Raw genomic sequence first — 22,630 nt, forward strand, 5'->3', positions numbered from 1 at the left:
TAAATTAGGCTTTATTGTAGCGTAGTTTAAAAAAACCTAAGACAAAAATTTTTGAATTTTTTTGGCTTTAGCCATTTGTAGTTGCAAGGTGTCTCTCTCTTTTTTCAATAACTCAATGCTTTGGGCTATCATTTCCTTAAGGCTCAAAAGCGTGTCTAAATCTAAGTGCTGGAGTTGCTCCAAAGAAAGGCGTTCTATTAATAGAAAAGCTTGTTGAGAGTCTTGCTTTAAAAGGGCGATTTTAAAAGAATCTAATAAGATTTCAGGCTCAAGCGAGTTCATCAGAATGGATTTCTCTCCATGCTTCTAATAACCCCTTGGCCACATTTAACACCAAATCAATCTTACTTGCATCATTTTCAACATTTGCTTGAGTCAAAACCTTAATTTGATGGGTGTATAACCCTGTAAGATACACCGCAACTTCCCCACCCCTTTCATAATCTAAGATATTCAACAACTCCGTGAAAATATCTGTAACTTTGTTAATATAATAAATTTTCTTTTCAATATCTTCGCTCTCAATGTAGCGTTTCGCTTGTGAAGCAAATTTCAAAATCCCTTCATAAAGCATTTCAATGAGTTTCGCCGGAGACTCCACACTCACTCTATTGTGCTGGTAAGCTTGGTAAGCATTAGCATATCGCATGATATTTGTCCTTTATCCTTTAAAATTTTAATTTTTCTTTAATTCTCTCTTAACTCTGCCTTTAATTCTTTTTGGCAGCCGCTTGGTCAATCATCATTTGCACAGAATTGAATTTTTGATTCGCCTTAGAAATTTGGCTGTCATAAGCTGCAAAACGCTCCGCCATGATGTCATAACGAGTTTTTAAAAGCTCTTGAGCGTTTTCTTTGTCTTTAGCTAAGCTTTTAGCATCTCTATCTAAGGAATCTTCATAAATCTTCAATTTAGCATTCCCCCCATCTATGAGATTAGCCACCACTTGATTAAACTTGGAAAAAATGCCTTCTTGATGGACTTCTCTACCCCCCATATCCTTACTATCACTCCCATAGAAAAAATCTTGAGTCGCTTTAGGGTCAGAGTTTAAAGCACTCGCTAATTTGGCTTCATCTAAATTCATTGTGCCTTTATCGTCTAAACTAAGCCCATACTTCATCAAGCTTTCCACCCCACTATCAGTATGCACACTATAAGAAAACACATTATTAAGCGATGAGCGAATCGTACGAATATCGCCCACACCATTAAAAATCCCAGCGATTTTTGTATCAGGGTCATAACGAGTGTCTTCATCTAGCTTAGGAATAAGCTCATTATAGGCTTTTACAAACTCAGTAATGCTGTCTATTATGGCTTGATTATCCCTACTCACGCTAATAATGGCAGGTTTATTAGGCTCTGTGGTTTGTTGCAAGGTGATATTAACCCCACTAATCACATCATTAACCTCATTAGTAGGGCGTGTGATACTCACACCATTATAAGTAAATTCTGAATCACTCGCTCTTTGTAAAATTTTCGATATAAAAAGCTTGTCCTGTGAAGCTTCATAAGTTTGTGTAATGCCAGCACTCAAACCTAAATCTTTCAAATGAGTTTTGCCTAAGATATCATTGCCCTTGATAGTTAGCACCCCACTTGCAGCATTAATCACAAGCTTACCTTCTGAATCTTTAAAAGCACTCAAGCCTTCCTTAGAATTAATGGCTTGAATAATAGCGTCTGTATTTTGCTCGCTAGTGTTATCTTCACTCGTTAGAGTGGCTAAATCTAGTGCTTGGTCATTCAAGCTAATAACACCTTCTAGCTTGCCCTCTTTTATCGTGCGTGTGCCTTTAAGCAAGTCATTTTCTTGGGTTTTAGTTTGTAAAAACCCTAGCTCTTTAGCCTTGCTCCCTTTAATCTCAATCACTCCCCCACGCCTATCATTAATCATTAAAGAATCCCCACCATGAAGAATATCTACAGAAATATCCCCATTAGCGATTAAATCTTTAAAATTAGGGTCATTTTGCAAAGCAAGTTGTAAAGCCTTTTGAATCGCAACATTCTTTTGCTTAATAGAAGAGCTTTCAGGAATTTCTAGCACAATAGGAACTTCATGCATTTTTCCATCAGCACCTTTCACATTCAAACTCACATCACTTTTTCCAGCTTCATCAACCCCCAAAGAAAGGGCATTTGTGTTATTGAGTGTTGATTGAATATGCGAGCCAAAATAGACACGATTATCTTCGCCGGTATTTTTGGTGTTTAACATGAGCTGGTAAGGATTATTCCCGCCTGTTTTCATCACAATACCCATCACTGCACCATTTGTAGCGTCTGTAATACTTTGAGCCACATCACCCAAAGTCATCCCTGCCTTAATATCAATAGCGTAATCCTTGTTTTGCGTATAGAACTTGAGCGTGGTATCTACTTGGCTAAAGACATCATCTCTTGAAGAAAACTTCGCCCCTAATTCATTAATATCACCCTGTGCTAAATTTTGCACATCTATTTTAATATCCTGGATAGGCACGCCAGCACCCACGCTCGCACTCAACGCACCTCCTGTAACATTGCTTTTCCTACCGATATAGGTGGAGTAGTCCGAAAGCGTTTTGATAGGGCTTTTAAGAGCTGAAAGAAGCGTTTTAATCTCTACAAGGGCTTTTTGCTTTTCAACATTTTGCTCCATTTTCTTATCTAATGGTGCGATTAAAGTTTTTTCATCGGCACTCTTAAGCTTATCAATCACATCGTAATTCAAAACCTTACTGCCAAGCCCTAACGAGCTTAATGAACCTATTGCCATACCATCACCTTTAAACTTTCAAAATTTTGACTAGCCCTTCTTGTCAAAAATAATCCCTATCACATCACGCATTCTTTGCATAAGCTCCACGGCTTCTTTAGAAGGAATCTCTCTTAGCACCTTGCCTCCATTAGCGTCTTTAACTGAAACCACCAAGCCCTTAATCTCATCGTTGTAGCTAAAATCAATATCCGTTCCAATACGCTTCATCTCTTCATTCAAACGCTCACTCAATAACTCCAGCTTAGGCTTGTATTGCTCAGGTTCTATAGCCATTTTAGACTCATCTAAAGCACTCGCACGATTGACTTGACCCACATGCGTTGTTTGAATTCTCGCCTGAGAGACACCAGAAACCCCGCGAACATCTCCTTGAATTTCACTTATCATTGTATAAGAACCTCCAAATCTCTTAATACTCACAAATTATTTAAATTTTGTTTTATAGTATAAATATTCTACGCTAAATATCGGCAAAAGATTATTTTTTTGTTAAGCAAAACTAAAACACACCACGACTCAAGGAAGGATTTACCCCCCCCTTGTGCGTTTATTTTTGGCATTGATTATTGATTATGACAGAGCAATAACACTTATTGTCTAAGCGTAGCCGTAGTCTTAAAACGATTTTCTCGCACCACTTGCACGCCTACTTCGCCCACATACTGAGTATTCTCTTCTATCTTTTTGGCAATTTTCCTAGCGATAATAGGAACTTGATTATCCCTGACCTGACTGGATTTTACAATCACTCTTAATTCTCGCCCACTCTCCATTGCATACGCCTTTTCAACCCCCTCAAACTCTAGGGCAATTTCTTCTAAAATTTGCATGCGTTTAGCGTATTCTTCATCGCTCTTTCTTCTTGCACCAGGGCGTCCTGCAGAAAGAGCGTCTGCAGCACACACACTCGCACACTCTATGCTCATTATCTCTTCATGCCCATGGTGAGCATAAATCGCATTAATCACTACAGGGTCTTCTTTATTACGCTTACACACCTCAACCCCCAAACTCACATGGTCTCTCCCAAGCTCTTGTGTGAGCGCCTTACCTATATCATGCAAAATACCTGCCCGTCTAGCAAGTTTTTTATCCCCCCCTAGCTGCTCTGCAATCAACCCTGCCAGAAAGGCGACTTCTTTAGAATGCTGTAAGGCATTTTGCCCAAAGCTAGAGCGATAACGCATTTTGCCTAGTAAGATTTTAAGCTCATCCTCCATAGCTCCAAGCTCTAGTTCTAACACCACACCATGCCCTTCAGAAAGCAAGTTTTTCTCCATGTTGTGCGAAACTCTTTCATACACTTCTTCAATGCGATGGGGCTGGATACGCCCATCTTCTACTAAAATCTTAAGCGTCTCACTCGCCACTTCACGCCGATAAATATTAAAGCTAGAAAGATATACTTCGCTATAATCTTCGCTAAATTCTATATCCACCCCACTAATCTTTTTAAAAGTCTCAATATTTTTCCCATCTTTTCCTATCACACGACCGATATATTCTGTGCAAGGCAAGACAATGCGACTAATCAAATTCTCTGTAGCATAATTACCAGCAAAGCGAGCTGTTGCTTCTGCTAAAATCTCATACGATTTTTTCTTGCTCTCTTCTTTGGCTTCCTTTTCATAACGCCTAATCAAAGCGCTTTTTTGTGCCTCTAGCTCTTCTTCTAGTTGCTCTAATACCATGTCTTTGACTTCATCTTTGGTATAAGCCATATAATTTAACATCACATCTAACGCTTTTGCTTGAGTCTCTTTACAAGCCCTAACTTGCTCTTTAGTTTTTTCTTTTTCTTTTTCTAAAAGTTTTCGCTCTTTTTCAAGCTCTTTCTTTTCTTTTTCTAAATAGCGTCTCTCATCTCTTGCAAATTCTTTGTATTGCGCTTCCACATGCCTTAAATGAGCTTCTTTCTTGTCAAAATTAGTTTTGAGCTGAAGATTTTTATTTTCATATTGTTGCTTCAATTGAAATTCTAGGTTTTTCATACGCATTTCTTCAGCTTCCACAAAAGATTTGGCTTGAAATTCCATTAATTTAGCCTTAGCTGATGCACTCTTTAAAAGGGCTTGCCCTTTAGCATGATAAATCCTTTTCATCACATAATACACGACTAAGGCGCTGATTAAACATGCAACAACGACTTCTAATGAAACATAAATTAATCCGCTGTGACCCATAATGTTCCTTTTTGCAATTCTTCATAACGATACGAGCATTCACATAAAGATTCGCTTCAATATCATAGGCGTTTGTAAGAACGCCATCAGCCATCGCTAATTCCCTACTCACAAACACCACCAAAGGGCGTTTTCGTTGCTTTTTGAGTAGTTCTGGCAAGCTTCTATCATACATACCCAGTCCAAAACCCACACGCCTAAAGCTTTTGTCCATTCCTAGAATAGGCACAACCACACAATCTAACTCTTGCTTATACAAATAAGAGAGTCTTGGCTCATCAAACAATCCCAAACGCCTTAAGGGCAACCTAAAAGGTGCAATACTAAAACGCTCTTTGGAAATGTTAGCACCCTTTTTTAAGCTTTGGGGCAACCACACACGCTTACGCCTTTGTCTTAACCTAATAATCAAGGGCAATATATCAAGCTCATGCTCTAAAGGGCTATACAACAAAATATTTTTATAACTCTTAAGTTTTAGAAACAAAAGCCTACAAGCTAGTTTGTCTCTAGTTGCTCTAGCCTTTTTCAAGCGTTCTTTACAAAAATCTCTAAAAATCGCTTTAATGGTTATATTCCTTAGATTTTAAACTTAGATTATAATACAATTTTAAGTTCTTAGTTACAATTTTATATTAAGGATACATCTATAATGAGAATTAAGGTTCTTTTTTTGCGTTTTGTCATGTTCATTTCTGTAATTGTGCTGGGGTTTAGTGCTTGCGAAAATTCTAAAAAAGACACTACAAGCACTAAACAAGATACCTTTTTTGAAAAAACTTACACAGCTACGGATTTAAACGACCAAGAATACACCATTACAGGAGATTTACAAGCCCTAAAAATAAGCCCTAATCCTAGCACCCCCACCTTGCTTATTTTGAGCGATTTAAATGATTCGCTCAAAGATTATATCCCAGCCTTTAACCTTCTAAAAAAAACTTTTAAAGAGCGTTTAAGACTGATTGTTTTACTCAACAAACCCTACTTAGCAACTGAAATCAAAGACTTTATCTCACATTCTCAAGCCAATTTCATCGTTTTAAACCCTAAAGACACAGCCCTTTTTAGAGAGTTAAACACAAAAAATAACCATTTACAAACTTCTTTTAACATGCTCTTATACAGCAAGCATAAACTAATTCATATCTATCAGGGCGTTGTGCCAGCAGAAATGCTTCAATTTGATATTTCCAACTTAAAGGACTAGAATTTAATGTTTCATTTTTTCAAAAAAATTGCCAACAAAATTAAGGGTGAAGAGAATAAGTCCGCAAAAAAAAGGCGTGAAAGTATTCTCAAAGATGAGCTAGAAGAAGTTCTTATTAGCTTTGACATTCAATACGACTTAATAGAGAGCTTATTAAAACATCTAAGCGACTCAATTACGCCTAGGCAATTAGAAGTCGCCCTACTACGCTTTGTGCGTGGGGAAAGCTACTATGATAAAACCCGCCTTCAAACTATTAGCACAAAACCCTTAGTGCATCTCATTGTAGGGGTTAATGGTGCGGGCAAAACCACTAGCATCGCTAAATTAGCCAAGCTCTCTTTAAAACAACATAAAAAAGTGCTTTTAGGGGCGGGCGATACTTTCAGAGCTGCTGCCGTCAAACAGCTCCAATTATGGGGCGAAAGGCTCAATATTCAAGTCATTAGTGCTAAAGAAGGAAGCGACCCAAGCTCTCTAGCCTATAACACCATAGAAAGTGCGATAGCTAAAAACATTGATGAAGTCTTTATAGACACCGCTGGAAGATTACACAACCAAACCAATCTCAAAAACGAGCTTTCTAAAATCGCGCGCACTTGTTCTAAAGTCTTAAAAGACGCTCCTTTTTACAAATTTCTCATTTTAGATGGCACACAAGGAAGTTCAGGACTCACTCAAGCTAAGATTTTTCATGAAACTCTAGCCTTAGATGGCGTGATTATGACTAAGCTTGATGGCACTTCTAAAGGCGGAGCGATTTTAAGCGTGCTGTATGAGTTGAAATTACCTATCCTTTATTTAGGCATGGGCGAAAAAGAAGATGATTTAATCCCCTTTGATGAAGAACGCTTTATAGAAGACTTAGTTGATGCAGTGTTTATGGAGTCATAAATTGGCTTGAATAATATTTGTGGGGTGTTAGAATCAGATTTTATGCATCCATTTTTAATCGCTCTAGTCGTGCTTGGTTTTTAATATGAATCCAAATTGCATGCTATCCATTCAAACAAATATAGAAAATTGATTTCTGTTTGTTTGCTTACTACATCTTGGTTGTTAAGTGAGTATGGATAATGTTTGTTATTGAGCTTATGGCTTACGATATAAAGCTTACCCTTAAAAGCTATCGCTAATTCTCTATTTTTATTTTTTAATGAATACTTTTGCTGGTCTTCATCACTAAACAAATCTTCAATTTGTTTGAAATTTTCATTGCATTGTGAGAGTTGTAAAATTTTGACAGGATACCCTAACTCTTTATTAGCTTGTTTAAATAGTTCACTATTGGGCGGTTGTTTATTGCTGTCATCATCTATCAAACAAATGGGGTTATTATCTAATTCGCAAAGTTTTTTAATGGTTTCTTTCATTTCTCTTAGCCTATCTTCGTCTTCGCCCTTAATCTCTCGTTTAAGCCCTGAAATCGGCAAGAAAGTAATGTTTCTTAGCTTTTCTTTAAACTTGCTAGGTTCGGTATTTGTTAATTCTTTTTCAAGCTCATTATCATCAAGTTTATTAAAATATATTTTAAAAGCAGTGAGATAGCAATAATCTGTAATCCCTTCCGCAAAGATAATTTGATGTTTTCTGGGGTTATGAAAAACATGTTGACCTACCCCCAAAGAGCGTTTGATTTTATCTAGGGCATCGGAGTTTCTACCAATAATATCCTTGTCAACATCTTTTTCTTTTGGCTTTTTTTCTAAGGAATAGTTAAATTCATTATAAATTACTGAGCCGTTTTTTTGCTTTTCTACAATTCTTATTTCATCTAAATGGTTAGTATCCACTAAAAAGGGGTCATGAGTAGCTAGAACAAAGGTAACCCCATGCCTATAGGCATAATCTTTTAAAAATTCCCTAAATTCTTGTCTAGCCGGCACGCTTAGATGAGTGGCTGGTTCGTCTATGACATAGATATTGTTATTATTAAAACTATGTCTTGCCTTCACATTATAGAGAAAACCAAACATAAAATTAAACGCCCATTTAAAACCCATGCTTTGTTGTTCTAAGATAATAGGTTCTTTCTCTTTTGATTTTCTGCAGTCATAAATTTCAAATTTAATTTCATATACATTGCACTGTCCTAAATTATCATTTCCGGAAAGCTCAGGATTATATTGAACACAAATTTTCAATTTGTAATTATCTTGGTTGTCATCTTGAGCAATTGCTAAAAGCTTATTAAAATCTTTTGTGATTAAAGAGTCAATTTGCAATTGCATGTTATATTCCAAAATTTCTGCAAAACTTCCCTCAACAAAAAAGACACTTTCATCTTCATTGTTTTTAAAAGATTGAATCCATAATTTATCATTTCTATACACACTCTCTACTTGAATTGAAAAAGGATTTTCTGATTGCTTAATCTCTTTCAATAATTCTTTTTTTATTTCTTGTTTAAAATATTTTTTAGGAATATTAAATATTTTTTTAAAATTATGATAAATTTCTAAATCACCATTTTTATTATTAAATTTTATCTGTAATTCTTGTCTATTTTTTAAGAATTCTTGATTTAAATCTAAAATCTGCCAAATCCCATAAGGACTAAGGTCTATTTTCCTAAATAGTGAATTTTGAAAAAACCAATCTTCTTGTTGCAAGTTGTAACTAGAAATAATACTTTTGGTAACACTATTGATATTGAATATAACTCCAAGGTTACTATCTGTAATTTTTTGGTCTACATATGCTTTCACATCTGGAACAAGTTTATTGGGTAAATCATTACTTAAAGGAAAGTTTATTTTGTTTCTTAAACCTCTAAACGCTGTATAGGGGTTGCACTCCCTACAATATTCTATGACTTCTAAAACACTCTTGCTTTGCTTGATTTCTTCCTTGCTTGTCTCAAACCTGTCCTTAATTTCATTAAAACTTTTAGGAAACAAATTAGCGTTACTTTTACTATCTAAAACTTTTATTGTCTCCCATAGAGATTCTTTTGCTGGTTCAAACATTCTGCTATACATTCTAATTTCTGAATTTAGTAACAAATCTATTTTATTCAAATAAGTCTGACACATCACATATTTTATATCTATATTGTCATTATTGGTAGTATGGCTTGCGATATATTTTTTGCAAATTTGATAGATATTGCTTATCAAAGCATCCATCTCAAATTCCGGTTTTTTTTGGTTATTACAATAATTTTCAATTTCTTGTATCAACAACTCTTTTTGTTATTCAAAAGTCTCTCTAGTTTCATCAAGTTTTATTAAAGAATTTTTGATATTCTTTTTACGACTAATCAGATTTGATTGGAACTCCTTAAATTGTTCCTTAAATGTTTCATTGATAGGGTATTGATTTTCTATTGCTTGTTTAATTCCATCAATAAGTTTTTCACACTTTTCTTTTTGATAATCATCTTTTAATTCTAAAACTTTGCTCTCAAATATTTTGTCAAAATTATTCCCAAATACTTCAATATTTAAAGTTTTAATAATATCCTTGAGTTCTTTTTTGATTTCATTGGGGTGCTTTTTTGAATTATCAAATATTTTTTGCAATTTCACACTTATTTCTTGCAACTTATTTTGTTTGGATTCTTGAAGTAGATAAAACTTACTTGCATCATACTTTCTATTAGGAGTATTACACTCTATAATTTCATCTATACTCAAACAAAACTTCTCAATAAAACTCTCACTGCCACTTAAATTTTTAACCAGTTCTTTGAAAAGTAAATTCTTGGTTTCTCTAGCATATGTGGTAACAAACTCACTTAATTTTAATTTTTCTTTGTAAAAATCTATAAATGGTTCTAGCTGGCCGTAAGAAACAATAAGGTCTATAAAATTTTTAATAAAAGCACAAATCCTTAAATAATCACTATCGTTAGTATGAATAAGATCATTAGCAAAAGGGTATTGCATCCCTAAGGCTTTTATATGCTTTTCAAAAGGATAACTGATGAGTTCTTTTGACAACTCCTTTGACTCCCAATCATTTTCCTTAAGCTGAATTTTCAAATCCACACGAGAAAAATCTGTAATTTTGTTATCAACACTTGTTTCTTCTTCTAGGCTTAAAATAGTGTCTTTGAGTGTATAGGGTTTGAAATAGTCTTTTTCACTACAAAGTTTAATATCTGCATCATTAAAGGTTTTCAAAGCTTCCAAAACCCTGCTCTTGCCCACATTATTTTCCCCCACTAAAATCACTAGTCCGCCTTGCTTATCGCCACTAAAATGTGCGTTTAAGAGTAGTTTGGTAGGCGAGTCTTCGCCTAAAGGTTCAAAATTACAAAGTTGTAAAAACCGCGTTTTTAATTCCATTTCATGCCCTATACTTTTAACGCCCCTTATCCCCCCGTATAATAAAACGCCCTTGCAGAAGTTTCGCTATTTTCATCATTCCACATGTTTTTTTCGGGTTTATTGATTACGGATTGTTTTAAAAGCTTTTTCATGCCTATTCTATCCCTATTTTTAATCGCATCTCTAACATCTACGGCGTCTTGGTAATATAGGCATGGACAAATCTTGCCATCAGAAGCCAAGCGGATACGATTACAAGATTTGCAAAAATCATCGTTATGCGGAGCGATAATGCCAAATTGATAGCCATTTTCTAGTGTATAGATTTTAGAAGGCCCCATGGGGTTTTTTTCCATACCAACAATTTTGTATTTTTGACCAATCAAATCTAAAATTTCTTGCTCTTTCAAGCCTTTAACAAAGCTTTTAGCATGCGAATTTTCCATAAATTCAATGTAGCGGATTTGTATATTTCTATTCTTTGCATACTCTAAAAGCTCTAAAATTTCATCATCATTAACGCCTTTCATAGCCACGGCGTTGAGCTTGAGTTTCAAGCCTACTCTCAAGGACTCTTCAATGCCTTCTAACACATTTTTAAGAGCGTCTTTTTTAGAGATTTTAATAATCCTATCGCTTTTTAAAGAATCTAGCGAGATATTCACTCGTGATAACCCGGCATTTTTCAAATCCTTAGCCATTTTTTTGAGTAAAAAGCCATTAGTCGTCAAAACTAATGCCACTTCCTTGTTATAGGCATGCAATTTAGCGATAAATTCATCTAAGCCCTTGCGTAATAGTGGCTCTCCACCGGTAATTCTGATTTTTCTAATGCCTTCATCAATCGCAATTTTAAGAAATTCTAAAACATTATCTAAAGGCAATAATTCTTCATCATCAAAAAAATCTAATGGTGTATCTGGCATGCAGTATTGACACCTAAAATTACATTGCTTGGTTACAGACACTCTAATATAGTCAATAACTCTATCAAAACTATCTATTAGCATTCACTCCCTTTATCCCCCTATTCAATTCTCATATTTAAGCTTTTAGTGTAACATAATAAACAACAACTTAATCAAGCTTTAAAAATGGATAAACTATTTGAAACTACCTTTTATCAATCATATTCCTTGTGTCCTACTTGCTGGGGGAAAAAGCTCTCGTTTTGTTGTGAATAACACCCAAACAAACAAGGCTCTTATGCCCTTTGAGTCTTGTTCTAGCCTTTTAGAATACCAATACACACGCCTTTTAACGCATTTTAAAAAAGTGTTTATTAGCGTTAAAAAGCCTTTTAAGCTAAATGCCCCCTATCTTTTAGAAACAGAGAGCGAAATTGTTTCGCCCCTTTTTGGTCTTTATAACGCTTTTTTAACATTGCAAACCCCTTATATTTTTTTCATCACTATAGACGCACCCTTAGTGTCCTTTGAGAGTATTAAGACTCTTTGTGAAGTGCAAAACTTTAGCGTGGTATATGCTAAAAGCCCCACTAAAGAGCATTATCTAATTTCTTTGTGGCATAAAAATGTTCTTGATACTCTTACTAATGCTATTAAAACCCAAAACTATCGCCTTAGCACCCTTATAAAGAATACCCATTCAATCGCTATAGATTTTGATAACGAAGAAGAATTTCTAAATCTCAACACCCTAAAAGACTATGAATTAGCCTTAAAAATCCTAAAAGAGAGAAAGCATGGCTGAAGAAGAAAAAACCGAACTCCCAAGTGCGAAAAAAATCCAAAAAGCCAGAGAAGAAGGCAATGTGCCTAAAAGCATGGAAGTGGTGGGATTTTTAGGGTTATTGGTGGGGCTATTAAGCATTTTTATCTTTTTTATGTGGTGGGTAGATGGCTTTGGCGAGATGTATCGTAATATGCTTAAAGATTTTTCTTTAGATTTTAGCAAAGAAGATGCTTACAAGCTTTTTTATCAGATTGCTAAAGACGCTTTTTTATTGCTCTTACCTATTTTAATTATCTTAGTCATTGTGGCGTTTTTATCTAATGTCTTGCAATTTGGCTTGCTCTTTGCCCCTAAAACCATTCAGCCCAAATTTTCAAAAATCAACCCCATTAATGGCGTTAAAAACCTTTTTTCTTTAAAAAAACTCATTGATGGAGCTATGATTACTCTAAAAGTTTTTTTAGCTTTTTTTCTAGGATTTTTTATCTTTTCTTTATTCTTAGGGGAATTAAACCATACAGCCCTTTTGAATTTAAACAGCCAATTATTATGGTTTAGAAACAAGGCGTTATTACTCATTTTTTCGCTTTTATTTTTGTTTTTTGTTATGGCTTTTATTGATTTGATTTTGAAACGCCGTCAATACACACAATCCTTAAAAATGACTAAACAAGAAGTCAAAGACGAATACAAACAACAAGAAGGAAACCCTGAAATCAAAGCCAAAATCCGCCAAATGATGATGAAAAATGCTGCTAATAAAATGATGCAAGAAATTCCTAAAGCTAATGTGGTTGTAACCAACCCCACCCATTATGCCATCGCTCTAAAATTTGATGAAGAACACCCCGTGCCTGTAGTGGTGGCTAAGGGAACTGACCACTTAGCCATTAGGATTAAAGGCATTGCTAGAGAATATGGCATAGAAATTATAGAAAATAAAAAACTCGCTAGAGAGCTTTATAGAGATGTGAAATTAAATACCGCCATTCCTGAAGCATTGTTTGAAGCGGTAGCGATTGTCTTTGCCCAAGTAGCTAAACTAGAACAAGAACGCAAAAAACAAAGGATTTTTAAATCCTTTTAAAAGCACAAATATTTTTCTTATAAATTTTTTTACTAAAAAGAGAGAGCAAGCTCGCCTTTTTAGCCCCTCTCCTAATCAAAACTAAACTAGAGCTTGAAATTCTCCATTAAGTTAAAGTTCATATAGCGATAAACCCTATCTTTTTGATTCTCTAGTTTTTCATTCACTAAATTAGCGTATTCTTCTTTAGTGGGGATTTTTCCTAATAAGGCACACACAGCCCCAAGCTCCGCACTACCTAAATACACTCTAGCGCCCTTACCCATACGATTATCAAAGTTTCGTGTAGAAGTAGAAAAGACCACCGCATTATCTCTTACTCTTGCTTGATTACCCATACACAAGCTACAGCCCGGAACTTCAGTCCTTGCTCCTGCAGCGCCAAAAATTGCATAATAGCCCTCTTTAATCAACTCTTTTTCGTCCATTTTAGTCGGTGGCACTACCCAAAGGCGTGCTTGACTAGCAGGAGCGTTTTTAACAATTTCGCCAAAGGCTCTAAAATGCCCAATATTAGTCATACAAGAGCCAATAAACACTTCATCAATGTTATGCGGTCTTTTACCGGTTGTGTCAGCTAAAATTTCACTTAAAGTAGCTACATCATCAGGGTCATTAGGACAAGCTAAAATAGGCTCTGTAATTTCAGCCATATCAATCTCAATGATAGCAGCATATTTTGCATCATCATCTGGCTCTAACAACACCGGATTAGCTATCCAAGCTTGCATAGCTTCCTTACGCTTTCTTAAAGTCTCCTTATCTTCATAATCGCTTGCTATCATTTCTTCAATAAGCTTGATATTAGATTGCAAATACTCAATCATAGGCTCTTTATTCAAACGCACCACACAAGCTGCAGCACTTCTTTCTGCACTCGCATCGCTTAATTCAAAAGCTTGCTCCATTTTAATGTCTGGCAAACCTTCAATCTCTAAGATACGCCCATTAAAGATATTGATTTTACCCTTTTTCTCAACCGTGAGTAACCCTTGTTTAATCGCATAGTAAGGAATCGCATTAACCAAGTCTCTTAGGGTAATTTCAGGTCTTCTCTCACCCTTAAAACGCACCAAAACCGATTCTGGCATATTTAATGGCATCGTGCCTGTAACAGCCGCAAAAGCGACTAGACCACTCCCTGCAGGAAAACTAATGCCTAAAGGAAAACGCGTGTGGCTATCCCCCCCTGTGCCTAAAGTATCGGGTAATCCCATGCGGTTCAGCCATGTGTGAATCACGCCATCGCCCGGATGCAATGCCACACCACCCCTTTCAGTGATAAAGCTAGGTAAAGTCGCATGCAAACTCACATCGCTAGGCTTTGGATAAGCAGCGGTATGACAAAAACTCTGTAATACAAAAGGAGCGTCAAACTTCAAACTCGCTAGTTCTTTAATCTCATCTCTTGTCATTGCCCCTGTAGTGTCTTGACTACCCACAGTAGTAACCTTTGGCTCACAATAGGTGCCGGGCAATACCCCCTCTACCCCACAAGCACGACCCACAATTTTTTGTGCTAAGGTGTAGCCTTTAGCATTACTTTTTGGAGTAGCTGGCTTTTTAAACACCTCTGATTCATCTAGTCCCAAGAATTTGCGCGCTTTATTGGTCAAACCCCTACCGATAATTAAAGGAATGCGTCCTCCAGCTCTCACTTCATCTAACAAAGTTTCAGGCTCTAATTTAAAGGTGCTAACTACCTTATCATCAAGCGTGATTTCGCCCTTATAAGGATAGATTTTGATAATGTCGCCTTCTTTCATTTCTTTGACATCAGCAATAATGGGTAACGCCCCACTATCTTCACAAGTCGCAAAGAAAATCGGAGCGATTACGCCCCCAATCACAAACCCCCCACTCTTTTTATTAGGCACAAAAGGAATATCCTTTCCAAAATGCCACATGATAGAATTAGTCGCACTTTTTCTAGAGCTTCCTGTGCCAACCACATCGCCCACATACGCCACAGGAACGCCCTTAGTCTTAATCGCTTCTATACGCTTTTGATAATTCTCAATCCTATTTTTTAACATCGCTTTTGCATGCAAAGGAATATCACTTCGTGTGAAAGCATCACTAGCGGGGCTTAAATCATCTGTATTAGTTTCACCATCAATTTTAAACACGCACGCCTCAATACATTCACTCAAAGGCTCTTTATTCAAAAACCACTCCGCATTCGCCCAGGACTCTAGCACTTCTTTAGCTAGAGCATTAGTCTTACTCAATTCAGCGATTTTATCAAACGCTCCATAAACTAAAAGTGTGGATTTTAAAGCTTTTGCACTTTCTTTAGCAATATTTTCATCTGAACTTTCTAAGCCTACAATTAAAGGCTCTACATTGTAGCCCCCAAGCATTGTGCCTAAAAGAGTGGTTGCTTCTAGGGCACTAATATGCGAACATTCTAATTTTTTTTGAGATAATTTAGCTAAAAATTCCGCCTTAACTTTCGCTCCTTCATCTACACCTGGGCTTACTCTGTGAATGAGCAATTCTTTAGCAAAAACTGCATTCTCTGTATCATCGGACATCAAAAGTTCAACAACTTTTTCTACCTGCTTCGCATTCAAAGGTAATGGGGGAATACCTTCTTCTTCTCTTTCTAAAACGCACTTTTTATAGTTCTCTAAAAAATCTTTCATATTCTCTCCTGAATTTCATATCCATCAATTATATTATCATAACCAGCCCATGATAACAAAACTATTTCTAATTTTAGTTATGCCATTAAGTTACTTTAGCTACTATAAGAGATAAAAAAGGAAATTTGGTGCGTTTTGGCAAAATTGATTATTTAAACATGCTCCCTTTTGATGTGTTTATCAAATCCTATCCTACCCCTTGTTTTTTCAAACAATTTTTACGGCTTAAAAAAACCTACCCTTCTAAACTCAATACAAGCTTGTTGTTTAGGCGTATTGATGCAGGCTTTATTTCTTCTATTGCTGGCTTTAAATTCGCTCTCAATTCTTGTTCTCTAGGCATAGTCGCTCACAAGGAAGTTTTAAGTGTGCTACTCTTAGCTAAAGAAAATGCCTTTGACAAAGAGTCCGCATCTTCAAACGCCTTAGCTAAAGTGCTAGGATTAAAAGGCGAAGTGCTTATTGGCGATAAAGCGTTGCAATTTTATTATCAAAACAAACACCAAGATAATGCTTTCATAGATTTAGCGTCTAAGTGGTATGAAAAAAAACGCTTGCCTTTTGTTTTTGGGCGTTTGTGCTATCATAAAAACAAAGATTTTTACAAGCGATTATCTTTAGCTTTCAAACACAAAAAAGTTAAAATCCCTCACTATCTTCTTAATGAAGCGAGCCTAAAAACCAAGCTAAAACGCCAAGAAATTCTAAATTATTTAAAAAAAATTTACTATTCTTTAGGCAAGAAAGAGCAACTAAGCCTAAGAACATTCTATCGTGAATTATTGTTCAAACGCATTCAAAAACCCAAGCGTTTTTAACATGCTCTAAAGAATTTTAATCAACCCCCTCCCCTAAAACCCATATAAATACCCTACATAATAAACAAACTCTCTTTTATAATTCACTTTAAGATTAGCTGTGTCAATATATCTTTGACTAAGCATAGGAATCTTAACGCCTAATTCAATATCATGGTGTCTAGCAATATTAGTTCTTAATCCAAAATCAAAGAGAAATTGAAAATGGGTAGCTTTAATTTTATCTTTCATACTACTAGAATAAGTTCTAGTAGATAACCATGAATTACCAGCAATTTGAAACCCACCAAAGATTCCATAACTAGCTAGTTTGTTTTCAAAAACATTCACTAGAATATCTAAGCCCACTCCATAACTGAGCATGTTCATATTTTCTTTATGCATATTTCTTTGATTTAAGATACCATAGTTATAATCTAAGAAAGCATAGTATCTTAAGCCAAATTGTCCGTATTTCTTTTTACTCTTTTTATCTCCTTTAATATAGTAGTTAAACATTTGTTTATAGCCACCCTTGATTCCAAAGCCTAGCATATAACCTTGTTGTTTGCTTTCTATAACTTTATCATTATTAGTGAATGTAGTTGTAGGAGAGCTTAAATAATTCATTTGATTAAACATGTTTGCTAAGGTGCTTAGACTAGCTAAGGCTATGGGTTTAGAAGATTGTAAAGTATTATAGGTAGCTTGGTGTTGTTGAGAGAGAGTGGGTAGAGCTAAGAAGTGAGTCCAACTATTAAAGGTATTTTGACTGACTTGGTCTTTTGTGGGTAAAGTTTTGTTGATGTTAGAAAGGATTTGCTTGATTTGGTTTTTATCGGGGTAGCTCCCCTTTCCTGCTTCATAGTATTTATTTTCTTTCCACATTGTATTGTAGAAATTACCAAAGCTTTGAATGGCTTTGCCTATTTCTTTAGGATTATGAGAGTTAAGAGCGTTAGCCATGTTGCCTACATTGTCCCACCAAGACATAATATTATTATAAAGGTCTTTGATACTCATCTTTGTTGGGTATGTTTCCACCGTATTTCCATTAGCACCTCCCCAATATTCTCCCCTTACAATCACACCACTTGGTTCTTCCATTCCCTTTTTATTTTTGGTTATGTTAAATGAAATATCAGCTGAAATAGGATTATGCATCAAATTAAATGAGCCATTATTTATCCAAGCACTAAATTGTATACTTGTATTTTTGGAAGTTTGTGTGTCATAGAGTGAAATATCGGTTAAAAATTTATCAATAATACTAAGAGCTTGTTGCTTATCGTTTTCTTTTATGGAGTCGTTTGAAAAATTTAAAGTGCTGATTTGTTTTTTTAACTCTGTCATTAGGGGCTGATACACACTTGCATTTCCTGTGGAACTATTAGCAAAAAATTTATTTCCTAATGTGCCAAGTGTATTATAAGTCGTTATAAGGCTAGGGTCTATCGCTTTAATCAAGGTTCTTAGTCTTGCGGGCTGTGTGCTATCATTAAAACAAGATATTTTGTTGCCACTACTATAAAGATTGCAACCATTATAAACATTTTCAAAAAAATAGTTGTAGTATGTTTGTTTAAAGTTGTTAAACGCTGAACCCAGTGCGTAAGCGTAATTCACATCTTTTTTATTTTCAGATATGCCTTGTAGCATTTGAAAGAGCATAAGAGATTGGATACCAAAACTAGGGGTTAAATAGGCATGTGAATAACTATCACTTGTAGCACCACTACCAATTGTAAAATTACTGCTACTAGTATAGCCAACATATCCATTTTGTAAAATTTCACTATCAGTAATTTTGTTATTAGCACCGATAGTGTTACCTTGTATGGCTGAAATAATTTTGCTTAAATCTTGTTGGATAGATGAGCTATTGAATGCTTGATTAGAGTTTAAAGCATTTAAAATGCTTTCCACATTTGTTTTAATCGTTAGCAAGGTTGTATTATCGCTACCACCTTTGATACAACTATCACCATTGTTATCACAACTTGGTTGCATTATTATGTCTAACTCTTGCAAATAACCCTCCAAATACCCTTTAATAGATGAGAGTCTTAAACTATCAAGGCTTTTAAGCACTTCTATAGTAGTGGTAGGGCTAGAATGAGTGGCGTAGTTATTTGTTATAAGTGTTGGTTGTTCCTTAGAATATATTTGAATAAGATTAGTAGTTGGATTATTTTTTATAAGTTGTAACAATTCATTGGCTTGAATCATCACTAAACCTAAGCTCATAATCCCCACACCATTTTGAGTGATTCCTGCATTTAATTGCAAGCTTTTAGCGAGATTTTCTATTTGAGAGTTTTTAAACAAGCTAGGGTCTTGTTGTAAAGCTTGTAAAACATTGATAGCTTGTTCTTGAATGTTTAGTTGAGCGAGTTGTGTTTTTTGTTGCGCTGTGGCTTTACCACCTAAAGCTTTTATTTGGTTTTGTAAATTTGTGATTTGACTAGAAACATTATTATAGAGACTATCTAATTGTTGGGTAGTGAGTAACCCCCCCCCCCAGAAATTGCGTTAGGGTTGTAGTTAGGATTAATCATAGAAGAGTTTTCTTTCATTTGTGCCATTTGATAACTTGCCCCTAGAAACCAAGAACTTTCTTCAGCCATTAAAGAACTAACTAGAGACAAACTCAAAACACTAAAAAATTTTATTGTGTTATTAGACATAGAATTTCCTTTTTTAAATGATTTTACAAATAAAATAAAAGCGAGTTTGGATTATAGCGAAATAAAAGTTAAATAAGAATTAAAAGATTTTTGAAGTTTGTTAAAAGTTTAAAAAGATAGAGAAAATTCTTATTTATTAGCGGTATTCAAGACGCTTTAAGGTAATATGCACATACTCTAAAAGCCAGCCAAGCAATCCTAAGAGATAAAAACCTAATCGCATGCCATAATATTCTTTTGTTTGCATAAGGGTGCTAGAGCATAACATAATGATACCAAGCCCTATAATTAAAACAAGCGTGTTAGCGTATTCATACAACCCAAAAAGGCGTTTATGATAGGATAAAACTAACACAAACAAAGTAAGAGCGAGAGCAAAAAGTAAAAAATCCACATAATCAGATACATCTAAAAATCTAAAACTCTGCAAAGAAGAAGCAAAAATCCATACAATGCAAATATTAATGGAAGGCAAGAAAGATTGCTTCATAGTAGCCCCTAAAAAACGCCACAATAAAGTCCCCAAAAGCACAAAATAAAAACCATAAAGCACCATTAAAGAATTTTCAATGGGAAAATTCCAAGCATAAATAGAAAGCCATAGTATCCCCATACAAGCACATTTTTGACGCGACAGAGTGAAAGGCTTAAGAATAAGCATGAACAGATACACCAAAGAAACCCCTATTAACCCCAAGTAATCTAGCCCAATAATAAAATCATAGACATGATTTTCAAACAAGAAAAATAATTGCGAAAAGTCATCGCTAAAATGAGAGAACAACAAAGTTTCCACATTAAACAAAAACAGCAAAAAAAACAAAGAAGAAAAAACGACTTTATGCGTGTATATCTTTTGATAAAAATTCATCTATGGCCTAATCATTCTTGCTAAAGAAGCTATCAATACCATCAGCAATTCCCTTAGCCAAGATTTTTTGATATGGTTTGCTCTGAATGCGTTTAGATTCTGTCGCATGAGAATTATAACCAATTTCTATCAAAACCGAAGGCATTAAAGCCCCAGCTAAGACCCAAAAAGGCCCTTCTCTCACCCCCCCATCTACGACATCAGGGTAAGCTTTGCGAATATTTTGAAGCATACCATATTGCACATCAATAGCTAGTTTGTTAGACACAATCAATCGTTGCGTATTCAACGAATTTAAAAATAAACTTTTAGAAAAATAGTCCATTAAGTTCACATCGTTTTGATTTTCTTGCTCAGCTACTTTTCTAGCTCTCTCACTTCTTGCTGTGGATAAAAAATAAGTCTCTATGCCGTGGGCATTAGAAGTGGAGTGTTTAGGAATAGAATTAGCATGCACTGAGATAAATAAGTTCGCCCCTTTTTTATTAGCAAATTCTGTGCGAGCTACCAAATCAATATAAACATCTTTATCTCTTGTCAATAAAACACTATAGCCCCGTTTTTTAAGCTCTTTATTCAAAAACTTCACCACTTCTAAAACGATGTCTTTTTCACAAACCAAATTCACACTCATCGCCCCACAATCTTTTCCCCCATGCCCAGCATCTAAAACAATTTTTTTAGTTTTTTTGTGCTTTGTTTTGACAGAAGTATCATTTTTTTCCACTAGAGAGATTTGGTTCTTATTCTCACTTTTTATCTCTTTCTTAGGAATCTCTTTCTTAGGAATCTCTTTCTTAGGAATCTCTTTCTTAGGAATCTCTTTCTTAGGGCTTCTTTCATTCAACTTAGAATGCGGATGCTTTATTAACACTTTATCCTTATGGTTTGTCTCTTTTTTGATAGGTTTAGAGATATGTTTTTGTGTTGTTTTATTCCCCACTAAGGGCGTTTTCACGATAGAAACATAGAGCTTGTCCTTAAAAAGTTTCACTTCATAAGTTGTCTTAGAGGTATAGCCAACGACTACACGCACTAGATTAGGATTAAATTGTGCTATGGTGATAAAAGATTCTTTAGAAAACTGATAGTGTTTTTTAGGAATGGTTAAAATGGCTTCTAATTCTAAATAGCTTCTAAAATTTTTGAGCGAAACTTCTTTAAAGAAACTCTTAATCTCTTGATTAAAAGTAATCCTAACACTACTTGAGCCAAAAGGCACAATATCTACAATCTTTAGCTTAAGGGGTGTAGCACAAACCAGTTGGAATAAAAAAAGATATGCAAAAACCCCTAATTTCACAAGCACTACAAATTAACCCTCTGTAAGCTCTTGAATGAGTTCATGCACGCTAATAATTTTATCCACTCTATAGCCATTAGCCCCCGTAAAATAAAGCCCCTCTTCTCTATTGCCTAAATAGCTACGCCCCAAACCATCAGCAATACAATACCCCACCTTTTTAGCTTCTTCGCCTCTATTACAGGGCGTTACACAATTGCTCACGCATGCGATTTTGGGAGCATTGCCCTCTTCAATACGCTTGATAACCCCAGTGTTAATAGCCCTCGCTGGATAGCCCACAGGAGATTTCACTAGCAAAATATCCTCTTTCTTCAATGTAGGTAAAATCTCAGCATACACTTTAGCGTCGCATTCCTTAGTGCCTAAAAAACGAGTGGCCATTTGCACCCCACTCGCTCCAAGACTTAGCATGGTGTCTATATCTTTTCTATCCCAAACCCCACCAGCAGCAATAATAGGAATATCCCCCCATTCTTTAGAAGCTTCCACGATTTTAGGCACTAAATTTTCTAGCTGAAACTCTTCTTTGAAACAATCTTCATATTTAAAGCCCTGGTGTCCCCCACTCAATGGACCTTCTACAATCAACGCATCAGGCACTCTTTTATACCTATCACTCCATCTTTTGCAAATAATCCTTAACGCTTTAGCTGAAGAAATAATAGGCACTAAAGCCACATCGCTAAAATCCTTAGCAAATTCAGGCATATTTGTAGGCAAACCAGCCCCTGTAACAATGATATTAGCCCCAGCTTCACAGGCATCTCTTACCACACGACCATAATCATTGATAGCATGCAAAATATTAGCCCCTAAAGGGTTACTCCCACAAATTTTTCGTGCGTTCGCAAAAATCTCATTCAAAGCTTTTTTAGAATAAAAATTCAAAGCTTCGAAGGGCTTTTTTGCAACAATTCTCTCTACAAAACGCATGTTTTTATAATAGCCAGTTCCTACCGCTGAAATAATTCCTAAAGCTCCTTCTTTTGCAACATTTCCAGCCAGTTCATCCCAGCTAATTCCCACGCCCATTCCCCCTTGAAAAATAGGGAATTTTATGGTGTGTTTACCGATTTTTAGCGGTTTGAGTGTTGATACCAT

General features: G+C 35.5%; 18 protein-coding genes and 1 pseudogene. 5 read left to right on the forward strand and 14 right to left on the reverse strand.

The features are described 5' to 3' along the window. Positions 1–36: 36 nt before the first annotated feature. The 6 genes from HCD_RS06915 to HCD_RS06940 form a co-directional block, all read right to left on the reverse strand. Positions 37–282 carry a hypothetical protein gene (locus tag HCD_RS06915; protein ID WP_014659858.1) on the reverse strand — a complete coding sequence of 82 codons (246 nt, stop codon included), beginning with the start codon at positions 280–282 and terminating at the stop codon, positions 37–39. Continuing rightward, positions 269–649 carry a flagellar export chaperone FliS gene (fliS, locus tag HCD_RS06920; protein ID WP_014659859.1) on the reverse strand — a complete coding sequence of 127 codons (381 nt, stop codon included), beginning with the start codon at positions 647–649 and terminating at the stop codon, positions 269–271. The genes HCD_RS06915 and fliS overlap by 14 nt, the downstream gene beginning before the upstream one ends. A 61-nt stretch (positions 650–710) precedes the next feature. Continuing rightward, entirely contained in the window at positions 711–2,768 is a 2,058-nt protein-coding gene (fliD, locus tag HCD_RS06925) for a flagellar filament capping protein FliD (protein ID WP_014659860.1), read from the reverse strand. A gap of 30 nt (positions 2,769–2,798) precedes the next feature. Next, positions 2,799–3,158: a FlaG family protein gene (locus HCD_RS06930; protein ID WP_014659861.1), complete on the reverse strand. Its 360-nt coding sequence runs from the start codon at positions 3,156–3,158 to the stop codon at positions 2,799–2,801. Positions 3,159–3,361: 203 nt separating this feature from the next. Then, positions 3,362–4,873, reverse strand: coding sequence for a ribonuclease Y (gene rny / locus HCD_RS06935; RefSeq protein ID WP_014659862.1), 1,512 nt, complete (start codon positions 4,871–4,873; stop codon positions 3,362–3,364). After that, positions 4,851–5,513 (reverse strand): 5-formyltetrahydrofolate cyclo-ligase, encoded by a 663-nt coding sequence (locus tag HCD_RS06940; protein WP_050854966.1) that lies wholly within the window; start codon positions 5,511–5,513, stop codon positions 4,851–4,853. The genes rny and HCD_RS06940 overlap by 23 nt, the downstream gene beginning before the upstream one ends. Before the next feature lie 93 nt (positions 5,514–5,606). On the opposite strand from HCD_RS06940, the gene HCD_RS06945 reads away from it, so the two are divergent. Both HCD_RS06945 and ftsY read left to right on the forward strand, forming a co-directional pair. Beyond that, positions 5,607–6,164: a hypothetical protein gene (locus HCD_RS06945; protein WP_014659864.1), complete on the forward strand. Its 558-nt coding sequence runs from the start codon at positions 5,607–5,609 to the stop codon at positions 6,162–6,164. A gap of 6 nt (positions 6,165–6,170) precedes the next feature. Then, positions 6,171–7,058 (forward strand): signal recognition particle-docking protein FtsY, encoded by an 888-nt coding sequence (ftsY, locus tag HCD_RS06950; RefSeq protein ID WP_014659865.1) that lies wholly within the window; start codon positions 6,171–6,173, stop codon positions 7,056–7,058. An 80-nt stretch (positions 7,059–7,138) separates the two neighbouring features. Here ftsY and HCD_RS06955 read toward each other — a convergent pair. Together HCD_RS06955 and moaA are read right to left on the reverse strand one after the other, a co-directional pair. Further along, positions 7,139–10,456: pseudogene (locus HCD_RS06955) on the reverse strand (AAA family ATPase). Positions 10,457–10,482: 26 nt separating this feature from the next. Then, positions 10,483–11,448 (reverse strand): GTP 3',8-cyclase MoaA, encoded by a 966-nt coding sequence (gene moaA, locus HCD_RS06960; RefSeq protein WP_014659866.1) that lies wholly within the window; start codon positions 11,446–11,448, stop codon positions 10,483–10,485. A 97-nt stretch (positions 11,449–11,545) separates the two neighbouring features. Here moaA and mobA point away from each other — a divergent pair, with 97 nt between their 5' ends. Both mobA and flhB read left to right on the forward strand, forming a co-directional pair. Further along, positions 11,546–12,151 carry a molybdenum cofactor guanylyltransferase MobA gene (gene mobA, locus HCD_RS06965; RefSeq protein ID WP_014659867.1) on the forward strand — a complete coding sequence of 202 codons (606 nt, stop codon included), beginning with the start codon at positions 11,546–11,548 and terminating at the stop codon, positions 12,149–12,151. Then, positions 12,144–13,220: a flagellar biosynthesis protein FlhB gene (gene flhB / locus HCD_RS06970; protein ID WP_014659868.1), complete on the forward strand. Its 1,077-nt coding sequence runs from the start codon at positions 12,144–12,146 to the stop codon at positions 13,218–13,220. The genes mobA and flhB overlap by 8 nt, the downstream gene beginning before the upstream one ends. A gap of 86 nt (positions 13,221–13,306) precedes the next feature. On the opposite strand, the gene acnB is transcribed toward flhB, so the two are convergent. Further along, complete coding sequence (gene acnB, locus HCD_RS06975) at positions 13,307–15,868, reverse strand: bifunctional aconitate hydratase 2/2-methylisocitrate dehydratase (protein WP_014659869.1); 2,562 nt, start codon at positions 15,866–15,868, stop codon at positions 13,307–13,309. 128 nt (positions 15,869–15,996) lie between these two features. Between acnB and HCD_RS06980 the strand changes: the two genes are divergently transcribed. Next, positions 15,997–16,686: an MqnA/MqnD/SBP family protein gene (locus HCD_RS06980; protein ID WP_014659870.1), complete on the forward strand. Its 690-nt coding sequence runs from the start codon at positions 15,997–15,999 to the stop codon at positions 16,684–16,686. A gap of 33 nt (positions 16,687–16,719) precedes the next feature. On the opposite strand, the gene HCD_RS06985 is transcribed toward HCD_RS06980, so the two are convergent. From HCD_RS06985 to fabX, 5 genes are all read right to left on the reverse strand, one after another. Next, positions 16,720–18,993 carry an outer membrane protein gene (locus HCD_RS06985; protein WP_014659871.1) on the reverse strand — a complete coding sequence of 758 codons (2,274 nt, stop codon included), beginning with the start codon at positions 18,991–18,993 and terminating at the stop codon, positions 16,720–16,722. A gap of 161 nt (positions 18,994–19,154) precedes the next feature. Next, positions 19,155–19,352: a hypothetical protein gene (locus HCD_RS06990; RefSeq protein WP_014659872.1), complete on the reverse strand. Its 198-nt coding sequence runs from the start codon at positions 19,350–19,352 to the stop codon at positions 19,155–19,157. Between the two features lie 136 nt (positions 19,353–19,488). Next, on the reverse strand, positions 19,489–20,223 hold the full coding sequence (locus HCD_RS06995; RefSeq protein ID WP_014659873.1) for a hypothetical protein: 735 nt from the start codon (positions 20,221–20,223) through the stop codon (positions 19,489–19,491). A gap of 7 nt (positions 20,224–20,230) precedes the next feature. Then, positions 20,231–21,532 (reverse strand): N-acetylmuramoyl-L-alanine amidase family protein, encoded by a 1,302-nt coding sequence (locus tag HCD_RS07000; RefSeq protein ID WP_014659874.1) that lies wholly within the window; start codon positions 21,530–21,532, stop codon positions 20,231–20,233. Between the two features lie 6 nt (positions 21,533–21,538). Further along, on the reverse strand, positions 21,539–22,630 hold the full coding sequence (fabX, locus tag HCD_RS07005) for a decanoate oxidase/trans-2-decenoyl-[acyl-carrier protein] isomerase FabX (RefSeq protein WP_014659875.1): 1,092 nt from the start codon (positions 22,628–22,630) through the stop codon (positions 21,539–21,541).

The sequence above is a fragment of the Helicobacter cetorum MIT 99-5656 genome (assembly GCF_000259275.1).
GTDB classification, from domain to species: domain Bacteria; phylum Campylobacterota; class Campylobacteria; order Campylobacterales; family Helicobacteraceae; genus Helicobacter; species Helicobacter cetorum.

Coding starts and splice junctions, on each gene's coding strand:
- HCD_RS06915 (WP_014659858.1), bottom strand. CDS start 282: ATGAACTCGCTTGAGCCTGAAATCTTATTAGATTCTTTTAAAATCGCC.
- fliS (WP_014659859.1), bottom strand. CDS start 649: ATGCGATATGCTAATGCTTACCAAGCTTACCAGCACAATAGAGTGAGT.
- fliD (WP_014659860.1), bottom strand. CDS start 2,768: ATGGCAATAGGTTCATTAAGCTCGTTAGGGCTTGGCAGTAAGGTTTTG.
- HCD_RS06930 (WP_014659861.1), bottom strand. CDS start 3,158: ATGATAAGTGAAATTCAAGGAGATGTTCGCGGGGTTTCTGGTGTCTCT.
- rny (WP_014659862.1), bottom strand. CDS start 4,873: ATGAAAAGGATTTATCATGCTAAAGGGCAAGCCCTTTTAAAGAGTGCA.
- HCD_RS06945 (WP_014659864.1), top strand. CDS start 5,607: ATGAGAATTAAGGTTCTTTTTTTGCGTTTTGTCATGTTCATTTCTGTA.
- ftsY (WP_014659865.1), top strand. CDS start 6,171: ATGTTTCATTTTTTCAAAAAAATTGCCAACAAAATTAAGGGTGAAGAG.
- moaA (WP_014659866.1), bottom strand. CDS start 11,448: ATGCTAATAGATAGTTTTGATAGAGTTATTGACTATATTAGAGTGTCT.
- flhB (WP_014659868.1), top strand. CDS start 12,144: ATGGCTGAAGAAGAAAAAACCGAACTCCCAAGTGCGAAAAAAATCCAA.
- acnB (WP_014659869.1), bottom strand. CDS start 15,868: ATGAAAGATTTTTTAGAGAACTATAAAAAGTGCGTTTTAGAAAGAGAA.
- HCD_RS06990 (WP_014659872.1), bottom strand. CDS start 19,352: ATGTCTAATAACACAATAAAATTTTTTAGTGTTTTGAGTTTGTCTCTA.
- HCD_RS06995 (WP_014659873.1), bottom strand. CDS start 20,223: ATGAATTTTTATCAAAAGATATACACGCATAAAGTCGTTTTTTCTTCT.
- fabX (WP_014659875.1), bottom strand. CDS start 22,630: ATGGTATCAACACTCAAACCGCTAAAAATCGGTAAACACACCATAAAA.